The organism is Pseudomonas sp. S150 (assembly GCF_004526365.1).
GTDB classification, from domain to species: domain Bacteria; phylum Pseudomonadota; class Gammaproteobacteria; order Pseudomonadales; family Pseudomonadaceae; genus Aquipseudomonas; species Aquipseudomonas putida_A.
On the sequence record NZ_CP038207.1, the window covers coordinates 2,646,837 to 2,673,782 of the forward strand.

General features: G+C 60.1%; 26 protein-coding genes and 1 pseudogene. 4 read left to right on the forward strand and 23 right to left on the reverse strand.

Annotated elements, in window-relative coordinates; all coding sequences use genetic code 11:
• Positions 1-72: 72 nt before the first annotated feature.
• The 7 genes from E3Z29_RS12245 to E3Z29_RS12275 form a co-directional block, all read right to left on the reverse strand.
• A complete protein-coding gene (locus tag E3Z29_RS12245) occupies positions 73-756 on the reverse strand; it encodes a sulfite exporter TauE/SafE family protein (protein ID WP_097087645.1) in 684 nt (227 codons plus the stop codon).
• Positions 749-961 (reverse strand): cbb3-type cytochrome oxidase assembly protein CcoS, encoded by a 213-nt coding sequence (gene ccoS, locus E3Z29_RS12250; RefSeq protein WP_007965536.1) that lies wholly within the window; start codon positions 959-961, stop codon positions 749-751. Before ccoS ends, E3Z29_RS12245 begins: the two co-directional genes overlap by 8 nt.
• Positions 962-983: 22 nt before the next feature.
• Entirely contained in the window at positions 984-3,434 is a 2,451-nt protein-coding gene (locus E3Z29_RS12255; protein WP_134785871.1) for a heavy metal translocating P-type ATPase, read from the reverse strand.
• Between the two features lie 211 nt (positions 3,435-3,645).
• A complete protein-coding gene (locus E3Z29_RS12260; RefSeq protein WP_134785872.1) occupies positions 3,646-4,188 on the reverse strand; it encodes a FixH family protein in 543 nt (180 codons plus the stop codon).
• An 11-nt stretch (positions 4,189-4,199) separates the two neighbouring features.
• Positions 4,200-5,615 (reverse strand): cytochrome c oxidase accessory protein CcoG, encoded by a 1,416-nt coding sequence (ccoG, locus tag E3Z29_RS12265; protein ID WP_134785873.1) that lies wholly within the window; start codon positions 5,613-5,615, stop codon positions 4,200-4,202.
• 222 nt (positions 5,616-5,837) lie between these two features.
• On the reverse strand, positions 5,838-6,248 hold the full coding sequence (locus E3Z29_RS12270) for a type II toxin-antitoxin system VapC family toxin (RefSeq protein ID WP_027613254.1): 411 nt from the start codon (positions 6,246-6,248) through the stop codon (positions 5,838-5,840).
• Positions 6,248-6,502 carry a type II toxin-antitoxin system Phd/YefM family antitoxin gene (locus E3Z29_RS12275; protein WP_047599120.1) on the reverse strand — a complete coding sequence of 85 codons (255 nt, stop codon included), beginning with the start codon at positions 6,500-6,502 and terminating at the stop codon, positions 6,248-6,250. Before E3Z29_RS12275 ends, E3Z29_RS12270 begins: the two co-directional genes overlap by 1 nt.
• 627 nt (positions 6,503-7,129) lie before the next feature.
• Between E3Z29_RS12275 and E3Z29_RS12285 the strand changes: the two genes are divergently transcribed.
• The gene (locus tag E3Z29_RS12285) at positions 7,130-8,134 is read left to right on the forward strand and encodes a metallophosphoesterase (protein ID WP_098967985.1); all 1,005 of its coding nucleotides are present in this window, start codon (positions 7,130-7,132) and stop codon (positions 8,132-8,134) included.
• Positions 8,135-8,189: 55 nt separating this feature from the next.
• Here E3Z29_RS12285 and ccoP (E3Z29_RS12290) read toward each other — a convergent pair whose 3' ends face one another.
• The 8 genes from ccoP (E3Z29_RS12290) to ccoN (E3Z29_RS12325) all read right to left on the reverse strand — a co-directional run bounded on the left by ccoP (E3Z29_RS12290) (position 8,190) and on the right by ccoN (E3Z29_RS12325) (position 15,091).
• The gene (ccoP, locus tag E3Z29_RS12290) at positions 8,190-9,173 is read right to left on the reverse strand and encodes a cytochrome-c oxidase, cbb3-type subunit III (protein WP_103368398.1); all 984 of its coding nucleotides are present in this window, start codon (positions 9,171-9,173) and stop codon (positions 8,190-8,192) included.
• On the reverse strand, positions 9,170-9,355 hold the full coding sequence (locus E3Z29_RS12295; RefSeq protein ID WP_003175465.1) for a CcoQ/FixQ family Cbb3-type cytochrome c oxidase assembly chaperone: 186 nt from the start codon (positions 9,353-9,355) through the stop codon (positions 9,170-9,172). Before E3Z29_RS12295 ends, ccoP (E3Z29_RS12290) begins: the two co-directional genes overlap by 4 nt.
• Positions 9,356-9,361: 6 nt before the next feature.
• A complete protein-coding gene (ccoO, locus tag E3Z29_RS12300) occupies positions 9,362-9,970 on the reverse strand; it encodes a cytochrome-c oxidase, cbb3-type subunit II (protein WP_007905434.1) in 609 nt (202 codons plus the stop codon).
• The gene (gene ccoN, locus E3Z29_RS12305) at positions 9,970-11,412 is read right to left on the reverse strand and encodes a cytochrome-c oxidase, cbb3-type subunit I (RefSeq protein WP_134785875.1); all 1,443 of its coding nucleotides are present in this window, start codon (positions 11,410-11,412) and stop codon (positions 9,970-9,972) included. Before ccoN (E3Z29_RS12305) ends, ccoO (E3Z29_RS12300) begins: the two co-directional genes overlap by 1 nt.
• 482 nt (positions 11,413-11,894) lie before the next feature.
• Positions 11,895-12,848, reverse strand: a complete 954-nt coding sequence (gene ccoP / locus E3Z29_RS12310) for a cytochrome-c oxidase, cbb3-type subunit III (protein ID WP_134785876.1) — start codon at positions 12,846-12,848, stop codon at positions 11,895-11,897.
• Positions 12,845-13,042 (reverse strand): cbb3-type cytochrome c oxidase subunit 3, encoded by a 198-nt coding sequence (locus E3Z29_RS12315; protein WP_098968495.1) that lies wholly within the window; start codon positions 13,040-13,042, stop codon positions 12,845-12,847. The genes ccoP (E3Z29_RS12310) and E3Z29_RS12315 overlap by 4 nt, the downstream gene beginning before the upstream one ends.
• 5 nt (positions 13,043-13,047) lie before the next feature.
• Entirely contained in the window at positions 13,048-13,656 is a 609-nt protein-coding gene (ccoO, locus tag E3Z29_RS12320) for a cytochrome-c oxidase, cbb3-type subunit II (protein WP_134785877.1), read from the reverse strand.
• Positions 13,657-13,666: 10 nt separating this feature from the next.
• On the reverse strand, positions 13,667-15,091 hold the full coding sequence (gene ccoN / locus E3Z29_RS12325) for a cytochrome-c oxidase, cbb3-type subunit I (protein WP_047293096.1): 1,425 nt from the start codon (positions 15,089-15,091) through the stop codon (positions 13,667-13,669).
• A 95-nt stretch (positions 15,092-15,186) separates the two neighbouring features.
• Here ccoN (E3Z29_RS12325) and E3Z29_RS12330 point away from each other — a divergent pair, with 95 nt between their 5' ends.
• Positions 15,187-15,867: an alpha/beta family hydrolase gene (locus E3Z29_RS12330; protein WP_134785878.1), complete on the forward strand. Its 681-nt coding sequence runs from the start codon at positions 15,187-15,189 to the stop codon at positions 15,865-15,867.
• 750 nt (positions 15,868-16,617) lie between these two features.
• On the opposite strand, the gene E3Z29_RS12335 is transcribed toward E3Z29_RS12330, so the two are convergent.
• Positions 16,618-17,085, reverse strand: a complete 468-nt coding sequence (locus E3Z29_RS12335; protein WP_098967989.1) for a hypothetical protein — start codon at positions 17,083-17,085, stop codon at positions 16,618-16,620.
• Between the two features lie 379 nt (positions 17,086-17,464).
• On the opposite strand from E3Z29_RS12335, the gene E3Z29_RS29385 reads away from it, so the two are divergent.
• Entirely contained in the window at positions 17,465-17,611 is a 147-nt protein-coding gene (locus E3Z29_RS29385) for a hypothetical protein (RefSeq protein ID WP_167734057.1), read from the forward strand.
• Between the two features lie 772 nt (positions 17,612-18,383).
• On the opposite strand, the gene E3Z29_RS12350 is transcribed toward E3Z29_RS29385, so the two are convergent.
• The 3 genes from E3Z29_RS12350 to inhA all read right to left on the reverse strand — a co-directional run bounded on the left by E3Z29_RS12350 (position 18,384) and on the right by inhA (position 21,767).
• Positions 18,384-19,949 (reverse strand): PAS domain-containing methyl-accepting chemotaxis protein, encoded by a 1,566-nt coding sequence (locus E3Z29_RS12350; RefSeq protein WP_003223402.1) that lies wholly within the window; start codon positions 19,947-19,949, stop codon positions 18,384-18,386.
• Positions 19,950-20,052: 103 nt separating this feature from the next.
• Complete coding sequence (locus E3Z29_RS12355) at positions 20,053-20,844, reverse strand: CPBP family intramembrane glutamic endopeptidase (protein ID WP_134785881.1); 792 nt, start codon at positions 20,842-20,844, stop codon at positions 20,053-20,055.
• A gap of 236 nt (positions 20,845-21,080) precedes the next feature.
• Positions 21,081-21,767 (reverse strand): isonitrile hydratase, encoded by a 687-nt coding sequence (inhA, locus tag E3Z29_RS12360; RefSeq protein WP_134785882.1) that lies wholly within the window; start codon positions 21,765-21,767, stop codon positions 21,081-21,083.
• A gap of 89 nt (positions 21,768-21,856) precedes the next feature.
• On the opposite strand from inhA, the gene E3Z29_RS12365 reads away from it, so the two are divergent.
• Positions 21,857-22,888, forward strand: coding sequence for a GlxA family transcriptional regulator (locus tag E3Z29_RS12365; RefSeq protein WP_134785883.1), 1,032 nt, complete (start codon positions 21,857-21,859; stop codon positions 22,886-22,888).
• On the opposite strand, the pseudogene E3Z29_RS12370 reads toward E3Z29_RS12365, so the two are convergent.
• The 4 genes and pseudogenes from E3Z29_RS12370 to E3Z29_RS12385 form a co-directional block, all read right to left on the reverse strand.
• A pseudogene (locus E3Z29_RS12370) lies at positions 22,851-23,489 on the reverse strand (BRCT domain-containing protein). The gene E3Z29_RS12365 and the pseudogene E3Z29_RS12370 overlap by 38 nt on opposite strands.
• A 12-nt stretch (positions 23,490-23,501) precedes the next feature.
• A complete protein-coding gene (locus E3Z29_RS12375) occupies positions 23,502-23,891 on the reverse strand; it encodes a hypothetical protein (protein WP_134785884.1) in 390 nt (129 codons plus the stop codon).
• 390 nt (positions 23,892-24,281) lie between these two features.
• Entirely contained in the window at positions 24,282-26,108 is a 1,827-nt protein-coding gene (locus tag E3Z29_RS12380; RefSeq protein ID WP_134785885.1) for a glycoside hydrolase family 15 protein, read from the reverse strand.
• The gene (locus E3Z29_RS12385; protein WP_134785886.1) at positions 26,101-26,901 is read right to left on the reverse strand and encodes a glucose 1-dehydrogenase; all 801 of its coding nucleotides are present in this window, start codon (positions 26,899-26,901) and stop codon (positions 26,101-26,103) included. The genes E3Z29_RS12380 and E3Z29_RS12385 overlap by 8 nt, the downstream gene beginning before the upstream one ends.
• Between the last annotated feature and the right edge of the window lie 45 nt (positions 26,902-26,946).

Genomic DNA, 26,946 nt, shown 5'->3' on the forward strand with positions numbered 1-26,946 from the left:
CAGCCTGCGGCAGCTCCTGCATTTGGAATCTGTTCCCCTGTAGGAGCTGCCGAAGGCTGCGATCTTTCGCTGTTAATGGCCCATCAGCCAATGCTGATGCGGCCCCGGCAATGTCCAGATCCCGAACACAATCACCAACAACCCCCCAGCCATGCGCACACTGCGTTTACGCAGCAACGCCGTGACCCGCTCGGCCGCCAGCCCGGTCGCCAGCAGCACCGGCCATGTGCCCAGCCCGAACGCCAGCATCAACAGCGCACTGTCCAGCGCATTGCCCTGGCTCGCCGACCACAGCAGCGTGCTGTAAACAAGTCCGCACGGCAGCCAGCCCCATAGCGCGCCGAGCAATAACGCACGGGGCAGTGTCGACACCGGCAGCAATCGATTGGCCACCGGCTGAATGTAACGCCACAAACCACGACCAAGACTTTCGATGCGGGTCAGGCCGCTCCACCAGCCGGCCAGATACAGGCCCATGGCGATCAGCAGCAGTCCGGCGAGGATGCGCATGACCATCGCCGCCGGGCTGTTCGCCACCGCCCAACCGGCGAGGCCGATCAGCAAACCGGCGGTCGCGTAACTGAGGATCCGTCCGAGGTTGTACGCCAGCAGCAGACGAAAGCGTCGGCTGCGCTGCTCCTTGGGAATCGCCAGGGTCAGCGCGCCCATCAGGCCGCCGCACATCCCCAGGCAGTGACCGCCGCCGAGCAGGCCGAGGATCAGCGCGGAAACCAGCAGCGGCGCCAGCTCAAGCATGGGGTGGCGCCTTGTCCTGCGGTTTGTCGGCTTTGGCTTCGTCCACCGCGGCGGTGTGGTTCGGGTCCTGATCGTCGAACAGGATGCTGTGGGCCGGGCCGTCGAGGTCGTCGTACTGTCCGCTGTCCACCGCCCAGAAAAAGATGTACACGGCGATGGCCACGATCAGCAGGGCGGCCGGGATCATCACGTAAAGAGCTGGCATCGGTACTCCAGGCCCGCGCGGCTCAGGCCGGCAACGGGCGGGTTTCTGGGCGGGTGCCGGCGACCGGCGCGCTCGGCAGGCGAGTCAGGCGCAGGGCGTTGAGCACCACGGTCAACGAACTGATCGACATGCCGACCGCAGCCCACACCGGGGTGATCCAGCCGAGGGCGGCGAACGGCAACATGAGGCCATTGTACAGCGCCGCCCACAGCAGGTTCTCGATGATTACCCGACGGGTTCTGCGCGCTAAGGTAAAGGCTTGCACCAGCGCGTCGAGGCGGTTGGACAGCAGCACCGCGTCGGCGCTGGTTTTCGCCAGATCGGTGGCCGAACCCATGGCCACGCTGATGTCGGCAGCAGCCAGCACCGGCACGTCGTTCACACCATCGCCGAGCATCAAGACCTTGCGTCCTTCTTGATGAAGCTGTTGCAGCACCTGCAATTTGTCGTCCGGACGCAGACCGCCACGGGCCTCGTCGATACCCAGTTCGGCGGCGACGCTGGCGACCATCGGCGAGCTGTCGCCGGACAACAGCAGCGTGCGCCAGCCACGGGCCTTGCAGGCGGCGAGCAGGGCGGGCGCATCGTCGCGCAGGCGGTCGTCGAGAACGAACCACGCCAGCGCTGCCGAGTCATCGCCGAGCAGCAGCCACTGACCCGGTTCATCCGGCATCGCCGGCAGCGGCGAACCGCTGAGGGCGCAGACAAATTCTGCCTGACCGATGCGCAAACGCTGTGTGCCAACTAGCCCTTCGAGGCCAAGTCCCGGCGTGCTGTGCACTTCTTCAGCCGCCAGTGGCGCACGACCGAAGGCGCGGGCAATCGGGTGTTCCGAACGATTTTCCAACGCGGCGGCAAGGCTCAGGCACTGGTCGCTGTTCAGCGTGCCCAGTGGACGGATCGAACGCAAAACCAGCCGCCCCTCGGTGAGGGTGCCGGTCTTGTCGAAGATCACCGTGTCAATCTGGTTCAGGCCTTCCAGTACATGGCCGCGCGTCAGCAACAGGCCGAGTTTGTGCAGGGTGCCAGTGGCGGCGGTCAACGCCGTCGGGGTTGCCAGCGACAGCGCGCAAGGGCAGGTCGCCACCAGCATCGCCAGCACGATCCAGAACGCCCGCGACGAATCCAGCTGCCACCACAACAGGCCGATCGCTGCGGCCGCAATCAGCGACAACAGCAGAAACCATTGCGCAGCGCGGTCGGCGATTTCTGCCAGTCGCGGTTTCTCGGCCTGGGCGCGATCAAGCAGACGGACGATGGCCGACAGGCGCGTGTCCTGACCCAGCGCCAGAACCTCGACGGTGAGCGCGCCTTCGACATTCAGCGTGCCAGCGGTGACCGCATCGCCCAGCGTGCGCGGTTGCGGCAGGTATTCGCCGGTCAGCAGCGATTCGTCGATGCTCGACTGGCCGTCGAGGATCTTGCCGTCCGCCGGCAGGATCGAACCCGGTTGCACCAGCACCCTGTCACCCAGGCGCAATTCGCTGAGCAGGATGCGTTCGCTCTGGCCGTCGGCGTCGAGGCGCAGGCACGAGGCTGGCAACAGGTTCACAAGCTGCGCGGTGGCCGCGGCGGTGCGCTCGCGGGCGCGTCGCTCCAGATAGCGCCCGGCGAGGAGAAAAAGCGCGAACATCCCGACCGCATCGAAATACAGCTCACCGACGCCGGTGATCGAGGTCCAGATCCCGGCAATGTAGGCGCTGCCGATCGCCAGCGACACCGAGACGTCCATGGTCAGGTGGCGGGTGCGCAGATCGCGCATCGCGCCTTTGAAGAACGGCGCGCAGCTGTAGAACACGATCGGTGTGGTCAGGAACAGTGCGACCCAGCGCAGGATCGTGTGCAGTTCGGGGCTGAGGTCGATGTTGAATTCCGGCCAGGTCGCCATGGTCGCCATCATTGCCTGAAACCACAGCAGCCCGGCGACACCGAGTTGACGCAACGCGAGACGGTTTTCGCTGGCCAGTTGCTCGCTGGCGCGGTCGGCCTGATAGGGGTGGGCGGCGTAACCGATGTGGCGCAGCTCGGCGAGGATCTGGCTCAGCGGCAATTGCCCGTCGGCCCATTGCACATGCAAGCGATGGTTGGACAGATTGAGCCGCGCCTCGGCCACTGCCGGCAGGCTGCGCAGGTGTTTCTCGATCAGCCAGCCGCAGGCGGCGCAACTGATGCCTTCCATCAACAGGGTGGTTTCGGCGAGTTCGCCCGCGTGACGGACGAAGGGTTGTTGCACGTCGGCGCGGTCGTACAGCGCCAGTTCATCGGTCAATTGCACCGGCAAGGCTTCGGGGTTGGCCGAGGCTTCGCTGCGATGCTGGTAATAGCTTTCCAGGCCACCGGCGACGATGGCTTCGGCCACGGCCTGACAGCCGGGGCAGCAGAACTCGCGGGACTCCCCGAGCACGACGGCGGTGAAGCGGCTGCCCGACGGGACGGGCAGAGCGCAGTGGTAGCAGGGGAGTGGGGTGGTCATGGCATCGTTGAGGGGGTAAGCCCTTGCATTGGGGTTGTCCGCTTGCCCTCACCCCAGCCCTCTCCCGGGAGGGAGAGGGAGCCGATTGATGGAGGCCGGAAAAGAGGTGCATCCACGGATATCGTCACTGCCATACACAAGGCATGCGAGCCCCTCACCCTAACCCTCTCCCTCCGGGAGAGGGTTAGGGTGAGGGGCTTCTGCAGTTTATTTATTTATCCAGGTCTTCGGCGCCCTGCAGCGGTTCGTCACCGAGCAGCAGCAGATCCTTGTCGTGGCTGACCTGTTCCTCTTCGAACATGCGCCACACGTGGTCGTCCTGCGTGCCCAGCAATTCGACAAAACGCCGGCCTTCGACCTTGTCGCCCAACTGACCGATGTAACGGCCGGCTTCGGTTTCGCTGCGGGTCAGGACGATCTTGCGATCCTTCTCCGGCTGGGTCGGCGAGATCAGGTTCAGTTCCAGGGTTTTCGGCTGGCTGTCACCGCTCAGGCGCAGGTCGACCTCGCCGGTGAGTTCATCCAGATGGACGTTGGCGCGCATCTTCAGATCCTGCGCCAGCAGTTCACGGTCCAGCGAGCGGTTGATGCCTTTGCCGGCCTCGTAGTAGTTGTCGTTGACCAGGTTGTCCGGGTTGTTCACCGCGATGGTCACCATCGACAGGGTCAAGGTCACCGAACAGGCCAGAATTCCGATGATGATCCACGGCCAAAGGTGCTTGTACCAAGGACTGGCGGCGTTTGCTGCGGGCATGTTCAGTTCTCTCAACGGGTTTGTGGGCCGATGAATCGGCTCTTGGCTTCAACGTGGACGCTATCATCGTCGGCATCCTTGAGGATGAATTTCACCTCGTTGGTGCTCGACGGCAATTGTTCCGGTGCGCTCGACAACTCCACCGGCATGCTGAAGATTTCGCCGGCCGGCACCTTGATCTCGCGTTTGCCTTGCAGGCGCAGATCCGGCAGACCGGCGGCTTCCAGCACGTAGGTGTGGTCGCGCTGATCCTTGTTCATGATCTTCAGGCTGTAGACGTTTTCGATCCGGCCTTCGGCGTTTTCGCGGTACAGCACGCGGTCCTTGCTGACGTCGAAACCGACCAGCGAGCGCATGAAGAACGCGGTCACCAGCAGGCTGATCATCGCCAGCAGCACCACCGCGTAGCCAATCAGGCGTGGCCGCAGTTTATGGGTTTTCTGGCCGGAGAGGTTGTGTTCGGTGGTGTAGCTGATGAGGCCGCGCGGGTAGTCCATCTTGTCCATGATCGCGTCGCAGGCGTCGATACACGCGGCGCAACCGATGCACTCGATCTGCAGGCCGTCACGGATGTCGATACCGGTCGGGCACACCTGAACGCACATGGTGCAATCGATGCAGTCGCCCAGACCCATGGCCTTGTAGTCGACACCTTTCTTGCGCGGGCCACGGCTTTCGCCGCGACGCGGGTCGTAGGAAACAATCAGGGTGTCCTTGTCGAACATCACGCTCTGGAAACGTGCGTAGGGGCACATGTAGATGCACACCTGCTCGCGCAGCCAGCCGGCGTTGCCGTAGGTGGCGAGGGTGAAGAAACCGACCCAGAAATACGACCAGCCATCGGCCTGGCCGGTGAAGAATTCAAACACCAGTTCGCGGATTGGCGAGAAGTAGCCGACGAAGGTCATGCCGGTGACGAAGCCGATCAGCAGCCACAATGAATGCTTGGCGAGCTTGCGCAGAAATTTGTTGCCGGTCATCGGCGCTTTATCGAGCTTGATCCGCTGGTTGCGGTCGCCTTCGGTGACCTTCTCGCACCACATGAAAATCCACGTCCACACGCTTTGCGGACAGGTGTAGCCGCACCAGATGCGGCCGGCGTAAACGGTGATGAAGAACAGGCCGAACGCCGCAATGATCAGCAGCCCCGACAGCAGGATGAAGTCCTGCGGCCAGAAGGTCGCACCAAAGATGAAGAACTTGCGTTCCGGCAGGTTCCACCACACCGCCTGATGCCCGCCCCAGTTCAGCCAAACCGTACCGAAATACAACAGGAACAGCGCGGCGCCGCCGATCATCCGCAGATTGCGGAACAGGCCGGTGAAAGCACGGGTGTAGATTTTTTCTCGAGAGGCGTAAAGATCGACGCTGTTGTTCGCGTTTTTGCTCGGTGGTGTGACGTCGTGTACCGGAATCTGGTTGCTCATCATTGCATCCCACGGCAGTGGACAAATGCCTCGGTCGATACGTGCCGACCGCGGTCAGAAAGGGGTGTCGCAGTGGCGCAATGATACGCCTGTCGCTCTAACTCAAGGGTGCGACCTTTGGTCGCGTTGGGGAAAAAGCATTATTGGTGTAGCGAATGCAGAAAAGCCTGATGCAGATCAATTGACTTGTTGAGTATGGACGGTTTTGGAGTGGCGGCTAATTCAATGTTCCCATGGGTTGATCAGGGCGACGCCGCTCGAGCGGAAATCACCGACATTGCGGGTGACCACCGTGAGTCCATGCACCAGGGCCGTGGCAGCGATCAATGCATCGCTTTCATTGGCCTGGTCGGGTACATGCAGGCTGGCACAACGCAGTGCCACCGCGGCATCAACCGGCAGGATTCGGGCTTCGAATGCCGGAATGACGTGACGCGTCAGCCAACTGCGCAACAGCTTTCCTTGAGCAGGATCACGCCGTTCCATTCGCAGTACTCCGGTTTCCAGTTCTTTCAAAGTAATGGCGGAAATGTACAGGCGCGGGGCGATGACGCCTTTGGCCCAACTGACCACATTGGCATCGGCCTGCGGCTTGCGAAGTTCGGAAATCACATTGGTGTCGAGTAAATACATCAGGACAGATCCACGGGACGATGAATGATGACTGCGCGCTCGGTTTCGAAATCGATGTCGGCAGCCTCCGGCATGACCAACAAATCGACAATGCTCGTGTTTGCGCCGCTCAGTTTCTGATATTCCTCAATGCTCAACAGGACATGAGAGGCCTTGCCACGGTCGGTGATGATCACTGGACCCAGACGCGCAGCCTTTTTGGCGCTGCTGGTGTCCTGATTGAATTCACGGCTGGAGATGGTGGTGATTGCCATCATGGTTGACCTCTCGCAATACAGATGTAGCAACGTTACTACTTCGCCTTGGGGGCGGCAATCGAGGAAGACAGGACTCAGCCGTCCGTTGGTCGGTCCGTGGCAGACATCAGTCGAGCCAGCCTCGCACAAGGCGCAGACCGGCTCGGATTGATTCAGACGTGGCGTCAAGACTCAGGGAAGTCTGCCGCCGCCCAGGCTCTCGAGACTGCCGGTATTTCTGTGGGGCTTTGTGGTGCTTCTGGAGTCGGGTTGCAACGGATTACCCAGTGTCACGGCAATCGATTCCACGGGGTGGTTCGATGGATCGATTGCCTGATCGTTGTCTATGAGTTTCTGATCAACCGGGAGAGGGTTTTTGCTGTCATTCAACATAGCGGCTTCATCCTTGAAGTGGCTCCGATGAGGGTCAACGGGCTGTGGACGACCCTACAGAGCATAGCGAATCGAGTCCATCAGGCATGTGTCTCAAAGTATTAATTTCGAAGGTGATTTTAATATTCTGGAAATATCATTAGTTAATTAATAGGTTTTGTTTTCTTGTTTTTTTCGAATAGCTTATTGGCTGTTCTGCAGCGTGCTAGTTGCATGTTCATGTTTTGAAATTTAACGGAATAATGGAGTGTTATGAAAATCAAGGAAGTTAAAAAGCTCTTCGCTTGTTTGTGTCTGGTGTCCCTGACTTCTCTCGCCAGTGCCAATGAAGGTATGCCGCAGCACATGGTATTTGCATCAGACCCGCAATACCCGTGGACAGAAAAGTCGGACAGTGGCGAGGATGAATCGAGCGCGGATTTCGAAAAACGCGCGAAATGGCTGGTGGAAACCCAGTTCGCGAGCATTGCCCAGTTCCGTACCGAGATGGGCGGGCAGGCTGCCGTGCCATTGATGATCAACGGTGACATGACCGCGTTTGGCCACGGCTGGCAGCGCTCTTTCATCGGTTCGATGCTGAAGAAACACTTTGGCGATCACGTGCTCTACGGATTGGGCAATCACGACTACCAGAACAACGTGAATGACTGTTTCAGTGAAAGTTGCGCAGCGGGCAGTATTGTTGATTACCGTGATCATCATGTCGGTAAAGTCGATGAATTTGATCTGGAAGTCACCGGCAGCTTTGTGAATAAACACTATCTGGGTAGTCTGGCTTATTCAAAGAATATGGGTGAAGTGCATCTGGTGCAGTTGAACAATGAACCCACTTATGCGGTGAAGATTTCTCACGCGTTGAATCCGACCACATTCGATATCACGGCGTCGCTGGACTGGCTGGAAAATGATTTGCGAATAGCGCGAGCGCAGGGCTACGCGATCATTATCAACATGCACAAGCCCTATGAGTGGAAAGGCAGTTGGGATCAAGAGAAGCGCTTTCGCGAAATGATTGAAAAGTATCAGGTGACGGCGATGTTCGCCGGCCACTTCCACGACGAGGGTGGTAGCCAGACCTATATGGGGAGCGTGCCGATGTTTCTCAGCGGTTCAGCTTCTCAGCAGACGTACCTGACCGCCACTTTTTCCAAGGATCGCAAGCAATTGGAGGTGAGTCTGGTCGAGGACAATCAGTGGCGCAAACGTACGCCGGTGGCCACCGTGCCGGTGAAGTCGATCTGGGCCAGTAACCCATAAAAAATCCCCCGCCAGAGCACTGGCGGGGGATTCTTCATTACATCAAGCCCTGGCCTTATTGCGCCTCGGCCTCCGGCGCTTTTTCACCGTGGGACAGGCTGTAAACGTAAGCCGCCAGCAGGTGGACCTTGTCGTTGCCTTGCAGTTGTTCCTGCGCAGGCATCTGGCCCTGACGGCCGTAACGGATGGTCTGCTGCAGTTGCGCGAAGCTCGAACCGTAGATGAACGCGGCCGGGTGGGTCAGGTTAGGCGCGCCCATCGCCGGGGTGCCTTTGCCTTCCGGACCGTGGCAGGCCACGCAGTTGGCGGCGAACAGTTTCTGGCCGTTGGCCGGGTCAGCCTTGGTGCCTTCCGGCAGTTTGCGGCCATCGAGCTGGGTCACCACGAAGGCTGCGACATCGGCTACGCCTTGTTCGCCAATGACTTCGGCCCAGGCCGGCATCACCGCGTGTCGACCGCCCATGATGGTGGTCTTGATGGTTTCCGGCTCGCCGCCCCAGCGCCAGTCGGCGTCGGTCAGGTTCGGGAAGCCATAGGCGCCCTTGGCGTCGGAACCGTGGCATACCGAACAGTTGGAGGCGAACAGACGGCCGCCCATCTTCAGTGCTTGCGGATCCTTGGCCACTTCCTCGATCGGCATCGCCGCGAACTTGGCGAAGATCGGACCGAACTTGGCGTCCGAGCGGGCCATTTCCTTTTCCCACTCATGCACGCCGGTCCAGCCGGTCTGGCCGTTGGCGAACGCGGTCTGCTTGTCGTTATCGAGGTAGTTGTAGCCCGGCAGCAGGCCTTTCCAGTTGCCCAGACCCGGGTACAGCACCAGATAACCCAGGGCGAACACGATGGTGCCCACGAACAGCATGAACCACCATTTCGGCAGTGGGTTGTCGTACTCCTCGATCCCGTCGAAGGAGTGGCCGACCGTTTCGTCCGTCTGTTCGCTGCGCTGGCCCTTGCGGGTCGACAGCAGCAGCCAGGTCAGGGCGAAGATCGTACCGAGACTGAGGACTGTGACGTACAGACTCCAGAATGTAGTCATTCTTTGTTACTCCTAGAAGCTTGCTCGACGTGCTTGATGGCTTCGGGATCATCCGCAAAAGGCAGCAAGGTTGCGTCTTCAAACTCCGACTTGCGCTTGGGGCTGAATACCCACAACGCCAAACCGATGAAGGCCACCATCACGACGACGGTGCCCAGGCCGCGAATCATCCCGATATCCATGAAGAATCACCGTTTGCTTTTGATGATGGTGCCCAGGCCCTGAAGGTAGGCCACCAGCGCGTCCATTTCGGTTTTGCCCTTCACGGCATCTTTTGCACCGGCGATGTCTTCGTCGGTGTAAGGGACGCCGAGCGTGCGCAACACTTCCATTTTCTTGGCCGTGTCTTTGCCGTCGAGCTTGTTTTCCACGAGGAACGGGTAAGCCGGCATTTTCGACTCAGGCACCACGTTGCGCGGGTTGTACAGGTGCGCACGCTGCCAGTCATCGGAGTAACGACCGCCGACACGGGCCAGGTCCGGACCGGTACGCTTGGAACCCCACAGGAACGGGTGATCCCAGACGCTTTCACCGGCAACCGAGTAGTGGCCGTAGCGTTCGGTTTCGGCACGGAACGGACGGATCATCTGCGAGTGGCAGCCGACACAACCGTTGGCGATGTAAACGTCGCGGCCTTCCAGTTCAAGGGCGGTGCGCGGCTTCATGCCTTCGACCGGCTTGTTGGTGACGTCCTGGAAAAACAGCGGAACGATTTGGGTCAGGCCACCGACGCTGACGGCGATGACCATGAAGAAGGCCAGCAGGCCAATATTCTTCTCGACAGCTTCATGCTTCATCAGTGAGCTCCAACTACGGCGATCTTGGCGGCGGCTTCAGCTTCAGCCGGGTCCGAGGCGCGAACGGTGCGCCACACGTTGTAGGCCATCAGGAACATGCCGCTGGCGAAGAACGCACCGCCCAGGGCACGAACGATGTAGCCAGGGTGGCTGGCCTGCAGCGCTTCAACGAACGAGTAGGTGAGGGTGCCGTCATCGTTGATTGCACGCCACATCAGGCCCTGAGTGATGCCGTTGACCCACATCGAGGCGATGTACAGCACGGTACCGATGGTCGCGAGCCAGAAGTGCGCGTTGATCAGGCCGACGCTGTGCATCTGCGCACGACCGAACAGTTTCGGGATCATGTGGTAGATCGCGCCGATCGAAATCATTGCCACCCAACCCAAAGCGCCGGCGTGGACGTGGCCGATGGTCCAGTCGGTGTAGTGCGAGAGCGAGTTGACGGTCTTGATCGCCATCATCGGACCTTCGAAGGTCGACATGCCGTAGAACGCCAGCGACACCACGAGGAAGCGCAGGATCGGGTCGGTGCGCAGCTTATGCCAGGCGCCCGACAGGGTCATCATGCCGTTGATCATGCCGCCCCAGCTTGGCGCCAGCAGGATGATCGACATCGCCATGCCCAGCGATTGTGCCCAATCCGGCAGTGCGGTGTAGTGCAGGTGGTGCGGGCCGGCCCAGATGTACAGGGTGATCAGCGCCCAGAAGTGCACGATCGACAGGCGATACGAGTAGATCGGACGTTCGGCCTGCTTCGGCACGAAGTAGTACATCATCCCGAGGAAGCCGGTGGTCAGGAAGAAGCCCACGGCGTTGTGGCCGTACCACCACTGGATCATCGCGTCGGTCGCACCCGCGTAGGCCGAGTAGGACTTGAACAAGCTCACCGGCAGCGAGGCGTGGTTGACGATGTGCAGCATCGCGGTCACGACGATGAACGCGCCGTAAAACCAGTTACCCACGTAGATGTGCTTGGTCTTGCGCTTGGTGATGGTGCCGAAGAACACCAGACCGTAGGTGACCCAGACAATGGCCAGCAAAATGGCGAGAGGCCATTCCAGTTCCGCGTATTCCTTGGTGGTGGTGTAACCCAGCGGCAAGGTAATGATCGCGCCGACGATGACCGCTTGCCATCCCCAGAAGGTGAAGGCCGCAAGGCTGTCGGAAATCAGTCGCGTCTGGCAGGTTCGCTGCACGACATAGTAGGAAGTGGCAAACAGTGCACAACCACCGAAGGCGAAAATCACCAGGTTTGTGTGCAACGGGCGCAGGCGTCCAAAGCTCGTCCACGGCAGACCGAAGTTCAACTCCGGCCAGACCAGTTGCGAGGCGATGAAGACACCGAGCCCCATGCCAAGGATCCCCCAGACCACCGTCATGATGGCGAACTGGCGGACTACCTTATAGTTATAAGCAGTCGGACTGATTGCTGTGCTCATTCTAAGGTTCCACGGTTTGGGTGTTTTATTAGGATTAAAATCGGCCGCAAGTATGCAGAGAGCAGGGGGTCATTGCAACGCGCCATGACCTGGGTCAATGCTTTCCAACGCTGATTCTGCGGCCTTTCCATACGCCGCGTAAGGTCAAAATTGGCCTCGGACAAAATGTCGCAGCGGACGAAAAAAGCGAGGGGATCAGGTCGCTTGTAACGGGGTGTGTTCAAACGCTCAGTTCGGGTGACGGACGGTAAATGGCACGACAGCCGGTATCTACCGGCGTTTGCGGCCACATCAGTCAGCCGGTTCGAAGAACACAGCAGTCAGCGTTGACCTGGAACCAGCACAAGCCAGTCCGCATCGAGCAAGCGTAGACCCGAATCCGGGGAACCGAAAGGAGAGGGTGTGACGGGGTGCGACAATGCGTCGCAAAGGGGCGGGATGCTGCCGCACCGAGAATGGTGCGGCAGAGGTGTGTGCAATGATTAATGTTTGTTGTCTTCAGTAATCAGTTTTTCTGTATTCAATCCATGGCTCAGGCTGTACACATAAGCTGCGAGCAGTTGCACTTTATCGTTGCCCAACAGTTCGTTCTGTGCCGGCATGTGGCCCTGGCGACCGTGGCGGATGGTCTGCTCAAGCTGCGTCAGACTCGTGCCATAAATAAATCCGGCCGGGTGCGTCAGATTCGGCGCACCCATGGCTTCAGTGCCGTGGCCGGTTGCCCCATGACAGGCTACGCAGGTGGTGCTGAACGCTTGCTGTCCGGCCTGCAGGTCAGCCTTGCTGTCGGCTGGCAGCGGCAGGCCGGCCAGTTCGTGACGCACATATGCGGCGACGTTCTTCACACCCGTCTCGCCGAGCACTTCGCCCCAGGCCGGCATCGCCGCCATCCGCCCACCCATGATGGTGGTCTTGATGGTCTCGGCGTCGCCGCCCCAGCGCCAGTCCTTGTCGGCCAGGTTAGGGAAGCCGAAAGCGCCTTTGGCGTCGGAGCCGTGGCACACCGAGCAGTTGGAGGCGAACAACCGGCCACCCATTTTCAGCGCCTGCGGATCCTTCGCCACTTCTTCCACCGGCATGGCGGCGAATTTGGCGAAGATCGGCCCGAACTTGGCGTCAGCCTTGTTCATTTCCTTTTCCCACTCGTGGACGCCGGTCCAGCCGTCTTCGTAGCCGGGCAGAATGCCTTTCCAGTTGCCCAGGCCCGGATACAGGATCAGATAGCCCACGGAAAACACCAGCGTGCCGGCAAACAGCATGAACCACCACTGCGGCAGCGGGTTGTCGTACTCCTCGATGCCGTCGAAGCTGTGGCCCATGGTCTGGTCGACGCTGCCCTTGGTCTCGCCCCGGCGGATGCCGATCAGCAGCCAGGTCAGGCCGATCAGGCTGCCGATGGTCAGTACGCAGATCCACGTACTCCAGAAGGTGGTCATGGCCGGGTACTCCTTGGTTCAGGTGCTTGGGTAATGTCGGGTTGCGGTTCGTCGGCAAACGGCAGCAGGCGCGCTTCGGCGAACTCCGGCGTGCGCTTGCGGTTGAACACCCAGATCGTCAGGCCGACGAAGGCCACGAACACCACGACGGTGCCGAGGCCGCGAATCAGGCCTGCACTCATTTCAATGATCATCTTGCTCACCTCTTGCTCTTGATCGCAGTGCCAAGCACTTGCAGGTAGGAGACGAGGGCGTCCATTTCGGTCTTGCCCTTGAGGCTGGCGACCGCGCCGCTGATGTCATCGTCGGTGTACGGCACGCCGAGGGTGCGCATGGTCTTGAGCTTGGTTTCGATGTGGCTGCTGTCGACCGCTTGCGTCACCAGCCACGGGTAGGCCGGCATTTTCGACTCCGGTACCACGTTGCGCGGGTTGTACAGGTGCGCGCGGTGCCAGTCGTCCGAGTAACGCGCGCCGACCCGGGCCAGGTCTGGCCCGGTACGCTTGGAACCCCACAGGAACGGGTGATCCCATACGCTCTCACCGGCCACCGAGTAGTGCCCGTAGCGTTCGGTTTCGGCGCGGAACGGCCGGATCATCTGCGAGTGGCAACCGACGCAGCCTTCGCGGATGTAGATATCGCGGCCTTCCAGTTGCAGCGCGGTGTAGGGCTTCATGCCTTCCACCGGTTTGTTGGTGACGTCCTGGAAGAACAGCGGGACGATCTGGGTCAGGCCGCCGATGCTCACGGCGAACACCATCAGCAGCATCAACAGGCCGACGTTCTTTTCAATCGTTTCGTGTTTCATGGCGGACTCCTCAGGCCATCTGCGCGGCAGCAACGACGTCAGCAGGCTGCGAGGCCCGCACGGTGCGCCAGGTGTTGTAAGCCATCAGGAACATGCCGCTGAGGAAGATCGCCCCACCCACCAGACGCACGATGAAGCCTGGGTGGCTGGCCACCAGGGTTTCGACGAAGGAGTAGGTCAGCGTGCCGTCCTCGTTGACTGCGCGCCACATCAGGCCCTGGGCGATGCCGTTGACCCACATCGAGGCGATGTAGAGCACGGTGCCGATGGTCGCGAGCCAGAAGTGCGCGTTGATCAGGCCGATGCTGTGCATCTGCTCTTTGCCGAAGACTTTCGGGATCATGTGGTACAGCGCGCCGATCGAGATCATCGCCACCCAGCCGAGTGCGCCGGCGTGTACGTGGCCGATGGTCCAGTCGGTGTAGTGGGAGAGGGCGTTGACCGTCTTGATCGCCATCATCGGACCTTCGAAGGTCGACATGCCGTAGAACGCCAGTGAGACCACGAGGAAGCGCAGGATCGGGTCGCTGCGCAACTTATGCCACGCGCCCGAGAGGGTCATCATGCCGTTGATCATGCCGCCCCAGCTCGGTGCCAGCAGGATCAGCGACATCACCATGCCCAGCGACTGCGCCCAGTCCGGCAGTGCGGTGTAGTGCAGGTGGTGCGGGCCGGCCCAGATGTACAGGGTGATCAGCGCCCAGAAGTGCACGATCGACAGGCGATACGAATACACCGGACGTTCGGCCTGTTTCGGCACGAAGTAGTACATCATCCCGAGGAAACCGGCGGTGAGGAAAAAGCCCACGGCGTTGTGGCCGTACCACCATTGCACCATCGCGTCGGTCGCACCGGCGTACACCGAGTAGGACTTGGTCAGGCTCACCGGCAACTCAAGGTTGTTGACGATGTGCAGAATCGCCACGGTGATGATGAACGCGCCGAAGAACCAGTTGCCGACGTAGATGTGCTTGGTCTTGCGCTGCATGATCGTGCCGAAGAACACGATGGCGTAGGCGACCCAGACGATGGTGATCAGGATGTCGATCGGCCATTCCAGCTCGGCGTATTCCTTGGAACTGGTGTAACCCAGTGGCAGGCTGATCGCTGCCAATAGAATCACAAGCTGCCAGCCCCAGAAGCAGAATGCGGCGATTTTCGGCGCGAACAATTGCGTCTGGCAGGTGCGTTGTACCGAGTAGAACGAACTGGCGAACAGCGCACAGCCACCGAAGGCGAAGATCACCGCGTTGGTGTGCAGCGGGCGCAGACGGCCGAAACTGGTCCAGGGCAAATTGAAGTTGAGTTCGGGCCAGACCAATTGGGCCGCGAGAAAAACCCCGAGCCCCATGCCGACGATGCCCCACACCACCGTCATAATGGCGAATTGGCGGACCACCTTGTAGTTGTAGGCGGTACTGATAGAAGTGTTCATGGTTCCCCATCCACGGTTCAGCCGAAGTGAGCGCGCGCGGAAAACGCCGCGAATCCTTCGCCTGGAGTTATAGGCAGACTAAAAGCGAGGCAAGCATGGACAAACAGCACAAGGCCAGTATTGACGGGGATCAATGGGCGCAGTGCGTGCGGGATCATGGGTGGCTTTGGGATGCCGCGTCGGGCGAGGCTTCGGCGACTCTGATCCTGGCGCATGGGGCGGGGGCGCCGATGGACAGTGAGTGGATGGCGGATATGGCTGGGCGCCTTGCTGGATTGGGCGTGAACGTGTTGCGGTTTGAGTTTCCTTACATGGCGCAGCGGCGGGTGGATGGCAGTAAACGGCCGCCTAATCCGGCGCCGAAACTGCTTGAGTGCTGGCGCGAAGTGTTCGCTGAAGTGCGACGTCATGTCGCTGGGACTTTGGCCATCGGTGGTAAGTCCATGGGCGGGCGGATGGCCAGTCTTTTGGCTGACGAGTTGGGCGCCGATGCGCTTGTCTGTCTTGGATATCCGTTTTATGCGGTTGGGAAACCTGAGAAACCGCGGGTTGAGCATTTGGCTTCTTTGCGGACTCGGACTTTGATTGTTCAGGGGGAGCGGGATGCTCTCGGAAATCGGGACGCTGTCGAGGCTTACGATCTATCGCCGAGTATTGAGGTGTTTTGGTTGGCCTCTGGGGATCATGATTTGAAGCCGTTGAAGGTTTCCGGGTTTACGCATGAGCAGCATTTGGCTGCCGCCGGGCAGAAGGTGGCTGCGTTTCTTCAGTGTTGACCGAGCCGAGCTGAAATTTTGAAACTCATGAAGATCGGCTCCCTTTCCCCCCTCGCCCCCTTGGGGGAGAGGGCTGGGGTGAGGGGGTAGATCTTGAACGTTGCACACTTTTCGAACTGTGTGCATATCCGTTGCTGCGGTAACGGCTACTTAGGGTTCCGCCCTTACGGCGGGTCACTTTTTACAAACGCCTAAAAAGTAACCAAAAACGCTTGCTCCTACGTCCGGCCCGCTCGCTAAAGCTCGGGGTCCCTTCGCTCCGGGATCCATCCGGGCGCAGCGCCTACGGTTTGCTTCGCTGCACCTCCTCTCGCTGTGTTTGGCTGCGCCAAACGGTCGCTGCGCTCCCACCCCCGGATCAATCCCTCCGCTCAGCCTTCCGATGTCGCCTGTGGATCAAGATCAAGAGCGACAGCCGAGCTTGCGCTCATCCTGTTGAGTGGTGAGGAGCAAGAGCGGTGCGCGTTCTGCTCTTGCTTTTGTGTGGGAACCCGCCTGCTGGCGAAGGCGGCCTGACAGCCGACCATTCTCTTACTGATGTACCCGGCCCTACTGTGGGAGCGAGCCTGCTCGCGAAAGCTGTCTTCCGCGCGCCATCCATTTCAAACAGGCAATAAAACCCCGGAGGCTTTCGCTAACCAGTTTTTCACGATCAAAGGATCGCATCCTGCGGCAGCTCCAAGGAGTCATTCTTTCAAATTACATTGAAGGGGTACTCCTCCGGAGTTGCAGCGAGCACCCCTGCCAGAGTTAGCCAGCATCCGACGGTCTCAGTCTCGTCATGGTGAAAGTCCCCTTGGGATTCAGACGATAGCGATGGCTTTTGAACACGGCCTCGAATGATCCCGTAGCGATATCCGTTTCAGCATCATATTTAACGCTGAGGATCGCCGAGTCGGCGTCCACTGAAGCCATTCCGATAAATCCCGGCGGCGCAGGGATCCAATGGCTGTGGACAAATGTCAGCCCGTTGTCGAAGTTATAGACGCCTGTGAGTGACTCATCGGATTGGTAGGGCAGAGTCATGGAGAACGAAAAATAGCTTTCATCGTCGAAATTTCCTGTTCCACCACTGATGGACCAATACCGCTCGCCCAAGAACTCGTCCTGATAGAAAGATCTGAATTTCGCTGTTTTCCGTTTACCGCCCAATCTCCATTGAAACCTGTCATCACTGACGAGTGGTTTTTTCGGGAGAAACATAACGTGAGTGGTCATTGTTAAACCTGCCTTTTCAATTAAGAGGAGGTGTTACAACCGACTGCAATTACGGTTTCTCTTGATATCCGCTCGAACAGGTGTGCGTCTACTGTCAGATCTGACAGCTAGGCAACCAGCCTTACATGTGCTGGTCAGCTAATAACGTTGCCGAGACTGCGTGAATATCCGTTGCCGCGGTAACGGCCACTTAAGGTTTCGCCCTTACGACGACTCACTTTTTTGACAAACACCTCAAAAGTAAGCAAAAAAACGCTTGCTCCAACGTTCGGCCCGCTCGCTGGAGCTCGGGGTTCCTTCGCTCCGGGATCGATCCGGGGGGCAGCGCCTACGGTTTGCTTCGCTGCACCTCCTCTCGATCGCCGAGGCTTGCGAATCGTTGTCGTCGGCCAAAGTCAAGGCTGGCAATATCGCCAACTCAATCGGTGGCCCGGAGGGCAATCCGCTGCTGGCGCTGCAACAGCCGATCATGTTGAACGAGCTGTTGGTTAATCGATTGCTGTACAAACTGCGGTTGCCTCAATAATTCCGCTGGCCGTTATGGCCTCTTCGCGAGCAAGCTCGCTCCCACATTGGTTCTGCGTACACAGGACTAAATGTGGGAGCGAGCTTGCTCGCGAATGCGGTCTGCCAGACACCACCAGTTTCAGACTGGCAACAAAAAGCCCGGACGCTTTAGCTGTCCGGGCTTACAGGTCAAAAGATCGCAGCCTTCGGCAGCTCCTACAGGTGATCGGTGTAGGAGCTGCCGAAAGCTGCGATCTTTTGATTTACTTTGTGGTGGATAGCCTGCCAGTGATCACATATTTATCGAACACTTTCTGCCCATCACGCGCGGCGTGCCGAACATCCAGGAATGTCAGTTCATCACGAACTTTCTGTTTGTGGGGTTTTCGCGTGGGGTATGGATTCATGCTGGCCGATCTGCGTGATTGAGTAGCGACCGGCAAGCGATAGAACTTGGCTGCACCAAGCACCAGTCGGCGCATTCTGGCGCAGTTGTAGGCAGTGTCTGCGTTGCTTGAGTGAGATCGTCGTTGGCAGAGAAGGCGTCTTCGCGAGCAAGCTCGCTCCCACAGGTGATTGTCGTCGTGCGCAGAACTGTGACTCAACGCAGTGCCAATGTGGGAGCGAGCTTGCTCGCGAATGCGGTCTGCCAAGCACCATCAATTTCAGACTGGCAATAAAAAGCCCGGACGCTTTCGCTGTCTGGGCTTTTAAGATTAAAAGATCGCAGCCTGCGGCAGCTCCTACAGGTGATCGGTGTAGGAGATGCCGCAGGCTGCGATCTTTTACTTTTAGCGGTTAAACCGCTCCACCAACGAATACTGAGTATTCGCAGTCTTGGTCAGCTCTTCACTCAGCAACGCCGAGTTATGCGCCTGTTCCGAGGTCTGGTCTGCCAACTCCGAAATGTTGCTGATGTTGCGGCTGATTTCTTCAGCCACGGCACTTTGCTCTTCGGTGGCGGCAGCGATCTGGGTGGTCATGTCGGTGATGTTGGCCACCGCTTCGCTGATGCCGACCAGTGCCTGATCCGCTTCCAGTACCCGCGCCACACCTTCTTCGGCCTGGCGATGGCCGGCTTCCATGGTTTGCACGGCGCTGGACGCGGTCTGCTGCAGCTTGGCGATCAGGGCATGGATCTGGCCGGTGGATTCGCTGGTGCGTTGCGCCAGTTGGCGGACTTCGTCAGCGACTACGGCAAAGCCACGGCCCATTTCGCCGGCACGTGCGGCTTCGATGGCGGCGTTGAGGGCGAGCAGGTTGGTCTGGTCGGCGATGCCTTTGATCACGTCGACCACGCCGCCGATTTCGTCGCTGTCCTTGGCCAGTTGGGTGACCGTCAGGCCGGTTTCACCGACCACCACCGACAGGCGCTGGATGGCTTCGCGGGTTTCCCCGGCGATGTCGCGGCCACGACCGGTCAGGCGATTGGCTTCCTGGGTGGCGTCAGCGGTGCGCTGCACGTGGCTCGCCACTTCCTGGGTGGTCGCAGCCATCTGGTTGACGGCGGTGGCGACCTGTTCGGTTTCCACGCGCTGACGTTCCAGACCGCTGGAGCTGTTGTGCGCCAGGGCGTCGGACTGTTTCGCTTGATCGGTCAGGTGCTCGGCGGTGTCCTGCAGACGGGTCAGGCAGGTTTTCAGGCGCGCTTCCTGGCTGAGGATCGACATTTCCAGACGCGCCTGCGCGCCACGGCTGTCGGTGTACATCTGCGCGATCAGCGGGTCGGAAGTGGTCTGCTCGGCCAGACGCAGCAGGCGCTTGAGCCCGCGTTGCTGCCATTGCAGACCCATCAGGCCCAGCGGCACCGAGAGGCCCGCTGCCAGGGCGAAGCCCCAGTGCGAGTTCAGGGTTGCGCCGATCACGAAGCTCAGTTGGCTCACCAGAATGAACGGCAGCCAGTCCTGCAGCACCGGCAGCCATTTGTCGCTGGAAGGGATCGCCGACTTGCCTTGGTTGATGCGTTGGTAGAGCGCTTCGGCACGGCGGATCTGTTCGGCGGTGGGTTTGATCCGCACCGACTCGTAACCGACCACCTGATTGCCGTCGAACACCGGTGTCACGTAGGCGTTCACCCAGTAGTGGTCACCGGATTTGCAGCGATTCTTGACAATGCCCATCCATGGCAAGCCTTGTTTCAGTGTGCCCCACATGTGCGAAAACACCGCAGCCGGGACGTCGGGGTGACGAACCAGGTTGTGCGGCGCACGGATCAGCTCTTCACGCGAAAACCCGCTGATTTCGACGAAAGCGTCGTTGCAGTAGGTGATCACGCCTTTGGCGTCGGTTGTGGAAATCAACCGCTGCTGAGCCGGGAAAGTCCGTTCGCGTTGTGTAATGGGCTGGTTATTACGCATGGTTTTTCAATCCGCAAGGCTTTGAAAGGTTGTCGGCGCTGTCAGGAAATTATTGAAGTTTTTTTTTCAGATATAAGTACGGCGTCGCAAAACCGCTCTTGCTTCAACCGGCCAGCATCGGATAGGTGAACAGCGCAAAATGCAGCAGGTTCAGCCCGAAATGCGTGGCGATCGCCGCCGCAAGGCCACCGAAACGGTAGGCCAGACCATAGCCGACACCCGCCAGACCCGCCAGCAACACCCAGTGCCAACCCGCGCCCAGATGCGCCAGGGCAAAGATCAGCGACGCCAGCAGCAGAGCGAGGTTGTCGCCGTGGGGCAGGTGTTTGAACAGTCGGCTCAAACCGCCCTGTATATAGCCGCGAAACAGCGCTTCCTCGACCAGCGTCACCAACAGCAGATTGTTCAGCAGCCACAGCCATGCCTGATCAGGCCACTTCGGCGCCCAGGCAATCATGCCGAACAACAGTGCGCCGCCCAGCGCCAGGACGGCGCTCAAGGTCAGGGCGAGGACGCTGGCGTACTCCGTCGGACGCAGCGAGCGTGCCGCGACAATCCACGGGCAGGCGAGCAACAGCCAGAAGCCGATCAAGGGTTTGTCCAGATTCAGGTACATCGCAAACGGCACGGCGTCGTCGGTGAAACGCAGCGGGGCGATGGCCCGGCCGTTGGCGAATCCCGGCAACCAGTGCAGCGCCAGCGACAGGGCGAGGAAGATGAACACGGCATGCCCCAACAGGCGCGCCACCGGCACCTGCTGTTGGCGCACGGCGAAACCGGTCAACAGCAATAGTCCCACGGAGATCAGCGCGAGCCAGCCGAGTTGGCCAAAGCTCAACGCCAATCCATAACCGAGGCTGAGAAGTGCCAGATAGAGCCATGGCAACGCCTTCATCGAAAGTCCTTGTGCAGAATTTTGTGGAAGGGCTTTCTACACGGGTGAGGGCGTGGGGACAAGTAAAGCTGTGGCGGGATGCGGGGACAGGCTCCCAACCTTAGGCTATCCACAAAACCCATTGTGGGAGCGGGCTTGCTCGCGAATGCGGTGTGTCAGGCGATAAAAATCTCGACGGATACACCGCATTCGCGAGCAAGCCCGCTCCCACAGTAGATCTGTGTGTGGCTGAGGAATCAGCGCAGATCGAGCTTCGCCGCCGCGCGCTCGGTGATTTCCGTGCGCAGTTTCAACGAAGGCGCTGCACGGTGCCGAGCCTCATCGACGACAGCACTCGGCGCCGTCTGCGGGCTGCCCGATTCAAACGGCGGTGCCGGCGCATATTCCAGTTGCAGCTGAATCAACTGCGCCGCCTCAACTCCCACCAGTTCGGCGGCCAGCACCAGTGCAAAGTCGATGCCTGCGGTAATGCCGCCACCGGTAAACAGATTGCCGTCGCGTACCACCCGGTCCTGCACCGCAATCGCGCCGAGTTTCGGCAGCAGTTCGTGATAGGCCCAGTGGGTGGTCGCACGTTTGCCTTTCAGCAGTCCCGCCGCGCCCAGCACCAGCGAACCGGTGCACACCGACGTCACATACCTGGCCTGCGCTGCCTGGCGTTTGATGAACCCCAGCGTCTGCTCATCTTCCATCAGCGGCCCGACCCCGGCGCCGCCGGGAATGCAGATCACATCCAGATCCGGGCAGTCGTCGAAGGTGGTGGTCGGTTTCAACAGCAGGCCGGTGCTGGCGGTGATCGGCACCAGATCTTTCCAGATCAGATGCACCTGCACGTTCGGCAGCGAGGCCAGTACGTCATAGGGACCGGTCAGGTCGAGTTGCTGCACCTGCGGAAACAACAGAAAACCGATCTGCAACGTCATGGGGTTTTTCTCCATTTGAGGGGTGGACGGCTTCACTGTAGGCGCGTAGGTTCTGGCGTATACGCCAATAACCCCACGAATTACGCCAAATGCCCAAAGCCATTCACGTACTCGCGTTCGCCAACATGCAGATCCTCGACGTCACCGGCCCGCTGCAAGTGTTCGCCTCGGCCAATGACATCGCCCGTCAGCGCGGCTTGCCGGTACCGTATGCGCCGTCGGTGATTGCTCGCGAGGGCGGGGCCGTGATGTCCTCGGCGGGGCTGGCGGTGCTCGCCGAACCGTTGCCGCAAGACGCCAGCGACACGCTGATTATCGCTGGTGGTTGGGGGATCTATCCGGCATCCGAAGATGAGTCGCTGGTGGATTGGGTACGCGAGCACGCAGCGAAATGTCGACGCGTCGCCTCGGTGTGTACGGGGGCATTTCTACTGGCGGCGAGCGGCTGGCTCGACGGACGTCGCGTGGTCACCCACTGGACCCGTTGCGAACAACTGGCGCAGCAGCATCCGAAGCTGCAGGTCGAAGCCAATCCGATCTTCATCAACGACGGCCCGGTCTGGACTTCGGCAGGCGTTACCGCCGGCATCGATCTGGCAATGGCAATGGTCGAGGAAGATCTGGGCAGTGATATTGCTCTCGACGTCGCCCGGCATCTGGTGGTGTTCCTCAAACGCCCCGGCGGGCAATCGCAATTCAGCGTGACCTTGGCCCTGCAGAATCAGGGCAATCGCTTTGATGAACTGCACGCCTGGATCGCCGAAAACCTCACCTGCGACCTCGGCGTCCCGACCCTGGCCGAACAGGCCGGCATGAGCGAACGCAGTTTCGTCCGCCACTACCGCGCCGACACCGGCCAGACCCCGGCCCGCGCCATCGAACTGATCCGCGTCGAAACCGCCCGCCGTTTGCTCAGTGATACCGGGTTGCCGGTGAAACGGATTGCGGCCAACTGCGGGTTTGGCAGTGAGGAGACGTTGCGCCGCAGTTTCCTGCGGGCGATCGGGGTGACGCCGCAGGCGTACCGGGAGCGGTTTTCGGTCAGTGTTGGCGAAGCAGAGTCAGCGATGCCCTTAGGGGCAATTACCCGAACAGAACCTTCTGCCAATGATCTTCGCTGATGATCGCAATCGGCACGCCGCTGTCTCTCAGCTCAACGGCTTTCTTGATCTTGGTGCCGTAAGAGCTGTGAAGCCACTGATCATTGCCAATGCTGCCCACTACCAAATAGTGAATCCTTTTGCTGACGGAACCACCAATAAGGCCGCCGCGTTCGAGGATCTGCGACTCACATTATTTACGTGGCCCATAGGCCATGACGCCTGTAAACAGGAAGACCCGATCAATCAGGCATAACTGCGGGGCAGGGTGGTCGAGAGGAAGGCTGGCCGGAGTGGTAAACGTTGGTGTTTGTGTTGGTGCGACTGGCAGCCCGGTGAACTGATGCAGCATTTCCAACAGCTCCGCAGACTCGTCGGCGTCTAGAACTCCATCACTGAGCATGTCGGCAAGACGTCTGTAAAGGATGTTCACAACCGGATCATCCAGGTGCACCAAATGGGTTTCAATCCAGGTTCTGAGAAACTCGGCTTCTTGCTGGTTGATCGTGCCGTCTGCGGCAAGCCCGGCGGCGATGCCGATGAGAGCATCGACCGAGCGCCGCTCGATTCTTGCCTGGTGAAAGAACACGCTGCTCTTAAATTCCTGATGCAAATCGACCATCGTTGCTTCTCCTTAAGCCTCGGCTTCCGCCACCTGATTGAAATACTTCGTCCGATCCGGGGTAAACGTTACCCGCATCTTCGTCCGCGAGCAGGTCAGCGAACGCTCTTCACCCAGATCAATATCCAGATCCTCGCCACGCAACCCCTGCCACTGCGCCAAGTATTTCAGCGAGCCGTATTTCTCGTTTTTCTTCAGGCTGCGGCTCACGCCACCTTTCCAGCCGAGCACCGGCAGTTCGCCGGCGAGGCATTGGTGGGCAAGGTCGGGGAAGCGGGTGGCGCGCTGGCGGCCGATTTCCCAGCACTTGATCAGGCCTTTGTCGGCGGCTTCCCACAGTTGGGTGCGGGTCAGGCCGCTGCGCAGGGGCGTGGCGATGGGGCGGTGGACGTGCTGGGTCATTCTGGTTCCTTGAATTCGGGTTTTATTGGACAGCTCCGCTGTGCCCGTTGCGGTGGATGGTAGGGGGGGATGTAACAGCTGGCAACAGGGTATTTCAGGGTGTAAGTGCAGGTTGCGGGGGAGGGATTTGCCAGGGTGTTGTTTAGAAGAAGCAGGAACAAACTACCCAAACTGTGGTGAGGGGATTTATCCCTGATCGGCTGCGCAGCAGGCGCAAAGCCAAGCAACGCGGTGCTGTTGACGAAATGCACCGGAAAAATCAGGACTGCTGCGCCGCCCGTCGGGGATAAATCCCCTCACCACAGGGGATCTGATTCTGTTTATTTCTGTGTAGGGGTTAGCCCGGCGCAGCGCGCTTATGCGGCATATTTCCTACAAACACTGGCGAAATTACGGCTGCCAAACACTCTTTTCCCCACTCAAACGCCGATCCAGAAAACTCGCCGCACTGATCAGCGCCAGATGCGTCAGCGCTTGCGGGGTGTTGCCCAGATGGCGGCCCTTGCTGTCGAACTCTTCGGCATACAGGCCCAGTGGGTTCGCGTAGCGCAGCAGTTGTTCGAACTCCAGATGCGCCTTTTCCACCTGACCGGCGCGGGCCAAGCATTCGACGTACCAGAATGAGCAGGCGGCAAAGGCGCCTTCGGTGCCGGTCAAACCGTCGATGTTGGCGTCATCGTTGCGATAGCGATAAACCATGCCGTCGCGTACCAGAGTCTTTTCGATCGCTTCAAGGGTCGACAGCCAGCGTGGATCCTTGGCGCTGACGAAGCGCACCAGCGGCATCAGCAGCATCGAACCGTCGAGCGCGGTGCCGCCCTTGTACTGGACGAAATGCCCGCGCTCCTCATCCCAGAAGTTGTCCCAGATGTCGGCATAGATCGCCTGCCGGGTCTGATCCCACTGGACGAACGGCGCCGGCAGCGAGCGTTTCGAGGCCAGGCGAATCGCCCGGTCCAAGGCCACCCAGCACATCAGTCGCGAGTGCAGGAAGTGATGCTGCTCACCGCGCATTTCCCAAATGCCGACATCGGTTGTCTGCCAGGTCTCACACACCTGATCGACCACTTCGCGCACGTGTTTCCAGCCTTGATGGGAAATCGCGTCGCCGTACTTGTTGACCAGGTACACCGCGTCCATCAGTTCGCCAAAGATATCGAGCTGAATCTGATCGTACGCGCCATTGCCGATGCGCACCGGTTGCGCGCCACCATGACCGGAAAGGTGGGAGAGTTCGGTTTCCGGCAGCTCCTGGCGACCGTCGATCGCATAGAGGATGTTGAGTTTGGTCGAATTTCCCTGACAATCGCTGACCCGCCCACGCAGCCAGCCCATGTAAGCGTTGGCCTCATCGACAAAACCCAGGCGCATGAACGCGTAGACGGTGAACGAAGCGTCGCGGATCCAGGTGTAGCGATAGTCCCAGTTGCGCTCGCCGCCGGGGGTTTCCGGCAGGCCGAAGGTGGCGGCGGCGAGGATCGCGCCGTGCTTGCGCGAGGTCAGCAACTTCAGCGCCAGTGCCGAGCGATTGACCATCTCACGCCAGCGCCCGCGGTAGTTGGACTGCCCGACCCAGTCGCGCCAGAACTTCAGCGTGCGCTCCAGGCACATTTTCGCGCCGTCATCCTTGAAGCGCGGATCGTCGGCGCCACCGAGGACGAATTCGGCGTGCTGATCCTGTTTCAAACTGAACGCGGCAACGGCCGATTCGCCATCGATGTGCAACGCTTGATCCGCCACCAGCCGCAGCGATGGCTGGCCCTCCGCACTGAAAATCACCGATTGTTGATCCATCTGCGCCCGGGTGTCGGCACGCGCGTAGTCATGGCGCACCGCGCAACGCATGTGAAACGTCGCTTCACCGCTGACCACCCGCACCCGGCGCATCAGCAACGGCAGGTCATCGACACTGTCGCCGATCGGCAGCAGGTCGGTGATTTCCACCACGGCCTGTTCGCTGAGCCAGCGCGTTTGCAGAACGTTGGTGTCCGGCAGGTAGATCTGTTCGCGTCGGGCATCGGGCAAGTCCGGGGCGAGCTGGAAAATCCCTGCCTCGGGCGTGTCGAGCAGCGAACAGAAGATCGACGGGCTGTCGAATTCCGGCCAGCAGAAAAAATCCACGCTGCCCTTGTCGTTGACCAGTGCCGCACTGCGCAGATCACCGATGATGCCGTGGGCGTCGATCGGGCTTTGTCGTTCAGGATGATGCTCAGCCATTGCCACGAAACTCCGGATAAAGACTCATGCCGCCGTCGATGAACAGGGTGGTGCCGACGATGTAGTCAGCGGCGTCGGAAGCGAGAAACACCACCGCGTTAGCGATGTCCTCGACATCGCCGATGCGACCGTAAGGGATCAGCTCCAGCAGCTTCTCACCGGCCGCGCCTTCGGTGGCTTCCTGATTGATTGCCGTGCGAATCGCCCCCGGCGCGATGCCGTTGATACGGATGCGCTGCTGGCTGACTTCCTGGGCGAGGGTCTGCATCAACTGATCGACGCCGCCCTTGGACGCCGCATAGTTGACATGCCCGGCCCACGGAATGCGCTGATGCACCGAGCTCATGTGAATGATCTTGCCGGCCGCGCGGGACACGCCTTCACGCACGCCCTGGCGATTGAAAATCCGCAGCGCGGCGCGAGCGCAGAGGAACTGGCCGGTGAGGTTGACGCCGATCACCGTGTTCCAGTCTTCGAGGGTCATGTCCACCGCCGGCGCATCCTTTTGCATGCCGGAATTGGCCACCAGAATGTCCAGCGCGCCAAAGGCCTCGAGGGTCTCGGCGAACAACCGTTCGACCTCGTCTTCCTTGGACACATCGGCGCCGATGGCCAGTGCCTGACCGCCGTCGGCGATGATTTGCTGCGCCAGTGCCTCGGCAGGTTCGGCCTGACGGTTGTAATTGATCACGACGGCTGCGCCGGCAGCGGCCAGCGCTTTTGCGGCAGCGTGGCCGATGCCGGAGCTGGCGCCGGTGACCAGTGCTACTTGGCGGGCGAGGGAAATCTGCATGCTCGAAATGCCTGGGTTAAGGGCTCAGTCAGCTGACCCATGGCG

Excerpts from the sequence above, each read along its gene's own strand:
- ccoO (WP_007905434.1), bottom strand. The coding sequence starts at position 9,970 with ATGAAGCATGAAGCTGTCGAGAAGAATATTGGCCTGCTGGCCTTCTTC.
- ccoG (WP_134785873.1), bottom strand. The coding sequence starts at position 5,615 with ATGAGCAACCAGATTCCGGTACACGACGTCACACCACCGAGCAAAAAC.
- ccoS (WP_007965536.1), bottom strand. The coding sequence starts at position 961 with ATGCCAGCTCTTTACGTGATGATCCCGGCCGCCCTGCTGATCGTGGCC.
- E3Z29_RS12380 (WP_134785885.1), bottom strand. The coding sequence starts at position 26,108 with ATGGCTGAGCATCATCCTGAACGACAAAGCCCGATCGACGCCCACGGC.
- E3Z29_RS12330 (WP_134785878.1), top strand. The coding sequence starts at position 15,187 with ATGGACAAACAGCACAAGGCCAGTATTGACGGGGATCAATGGGCGCAG.
- E3Z29_RS12355 (WP_134785881.1), bottom strand. The coding sequence starts at position 20,844 with ATGAAGGCGTTGCCATGGCTCTATCTGGCACTTCTCAGCCTCGGTTAT.
- E3Z29_RS12385 (WP_134785886.1), bottom strand. The coding sequence starts at position 26,901 with ATGCAGATTTCCCTCGCCCGCCAAGTAGCACTGGTCACCGGCGCCAGC.
- E3Z29_RS12350 (WP_003223402.1), bottom strand. The coding sequence starts at position 19,949 with ATGCGTAATAACCAGCCCATTACACAACGCGAACGGACTTTCCCGGCT.
- inhA (WP_134785882.1), bottom strand. The coding sequence starts at position 21,767 with ATGACGTTGCAGATCGGTTTTCTGTTGTTTCCGCAGGTGCAGCAACTC.
- ccoP (WP_134785876.1), bottom strand. The coding sequence starts at position 12,848 with ATGACCACCTTCTGGAGTACGTGGATCTGCGTACTGACCATCGGCAGC.
- E3Z29_RS12375 (WP_134785884.1), bottom strand. The coding sequence starts at position 23,891 with ATGACCCAGCACGTCCACCGCCCCATCGCCACGCCCCTGCGCAGCGGC.
- E3Z29_RS12365 (WP_134785883.1), top strand. The coding sequence starts at position 21,857 with ATGCCCAAAGCCATTCACGTACTCGCGTTCGCCAACATGCAGATCCTC.
- E3Z29_RS12315 (WP_098968495.1), bottom strand. The coding sequence starts at position 13,042 with ATGATCATTGAAATGAGTGCAGGCCTGATTCGCGGCCTCGGCACCGTC.
- E3Z29_RS12275 (WP_047599120.1), bottom strand. The coding sequence starts at position 6,502 with ATGGCAATCACCACCATCTCCAGCCGTGAATTCAATCAGGACACCAGC.
- E3Z29_RS12295 (WP_003175465.1), bottom strand. The coding sequence starts at position 9,355 with ATGGATATCGGGATGATTCGCGGCCTGGGCACCGTCGTCGTGATGGTG.
- E3Z29_RS12285 (WP_098967985.1), top strand. The coding sequence starts at position 7,130 with ATGAAAATCAAGGAAGTTAAAAAGCTCTTCGCTTGTTTGTGTCTGGTG.
- E3Z29_RS12335 (WP_098967989.1), bottom strand. The coding sequence starts at position 17,085 with ATGACCACTCACGTTATGTTTCTCCCGAAAAAACCACTCGTCAGTGAT.
- E3Z29_RS12260 (WP_134785872.1), bottom strand. The coding sequence starts at position 4,188 with ATGCCCGCAGCAAACGCCGCCAGTCCTTGGTACAAGCACCTTTGGCCG.
- ccoO (WP_134785877.1), bottom strand. The coding sequence starts at position 13,656 with ATGAAACACGAAACGATTGAAAAGAACGTCGGCCTGTTGATGCTGCTG.
- ccoN (WP_047293096.1), bottom strand. The coding sequence starts at position 15,091 with ATGAACACTTCTATCAGTACCGCCTACAACTACAAGGTGGTCCGCCAA.
- E3Z29_RS12245 (WP_097087645.1), bottom strand. The coding sequence starts at position 756 with ATGCTTGAGCTGGCGCCGCTGCTGGTTTCCGCGCTGATCCTCGGCCTG.
- E3Z29_RS12255 (WP_134785871.1), bottom strand. The coding sequence starts at position 3,434 with ATGACCACCCCACTCCCCTGCTACCACTGCGCTCTGCCCGTCCCGTCG.
- E3Z29_RS12270 (WP_027613254.1), bottom strand. The coding sequence starts at position 6,248 with ATGTATTTACTCGACACCAATGTGATTTCCGAACTTCGCAAGCCGCAG.
- ccoN (WP_134785875.1), bottom strand. The coding sequence starts at position 11,412 with ATGAGCACAGCAATCAGTCCGACTGCTTATAACTATAAGGTAGTCCGC.
- ccoP (WP_103368398.1), bottom strand. The coding sequence starts at position 9,173 with ATGACTACATTCTGGAGTCTGTACGTCACAGTCCTCAGTCTCGGTACG.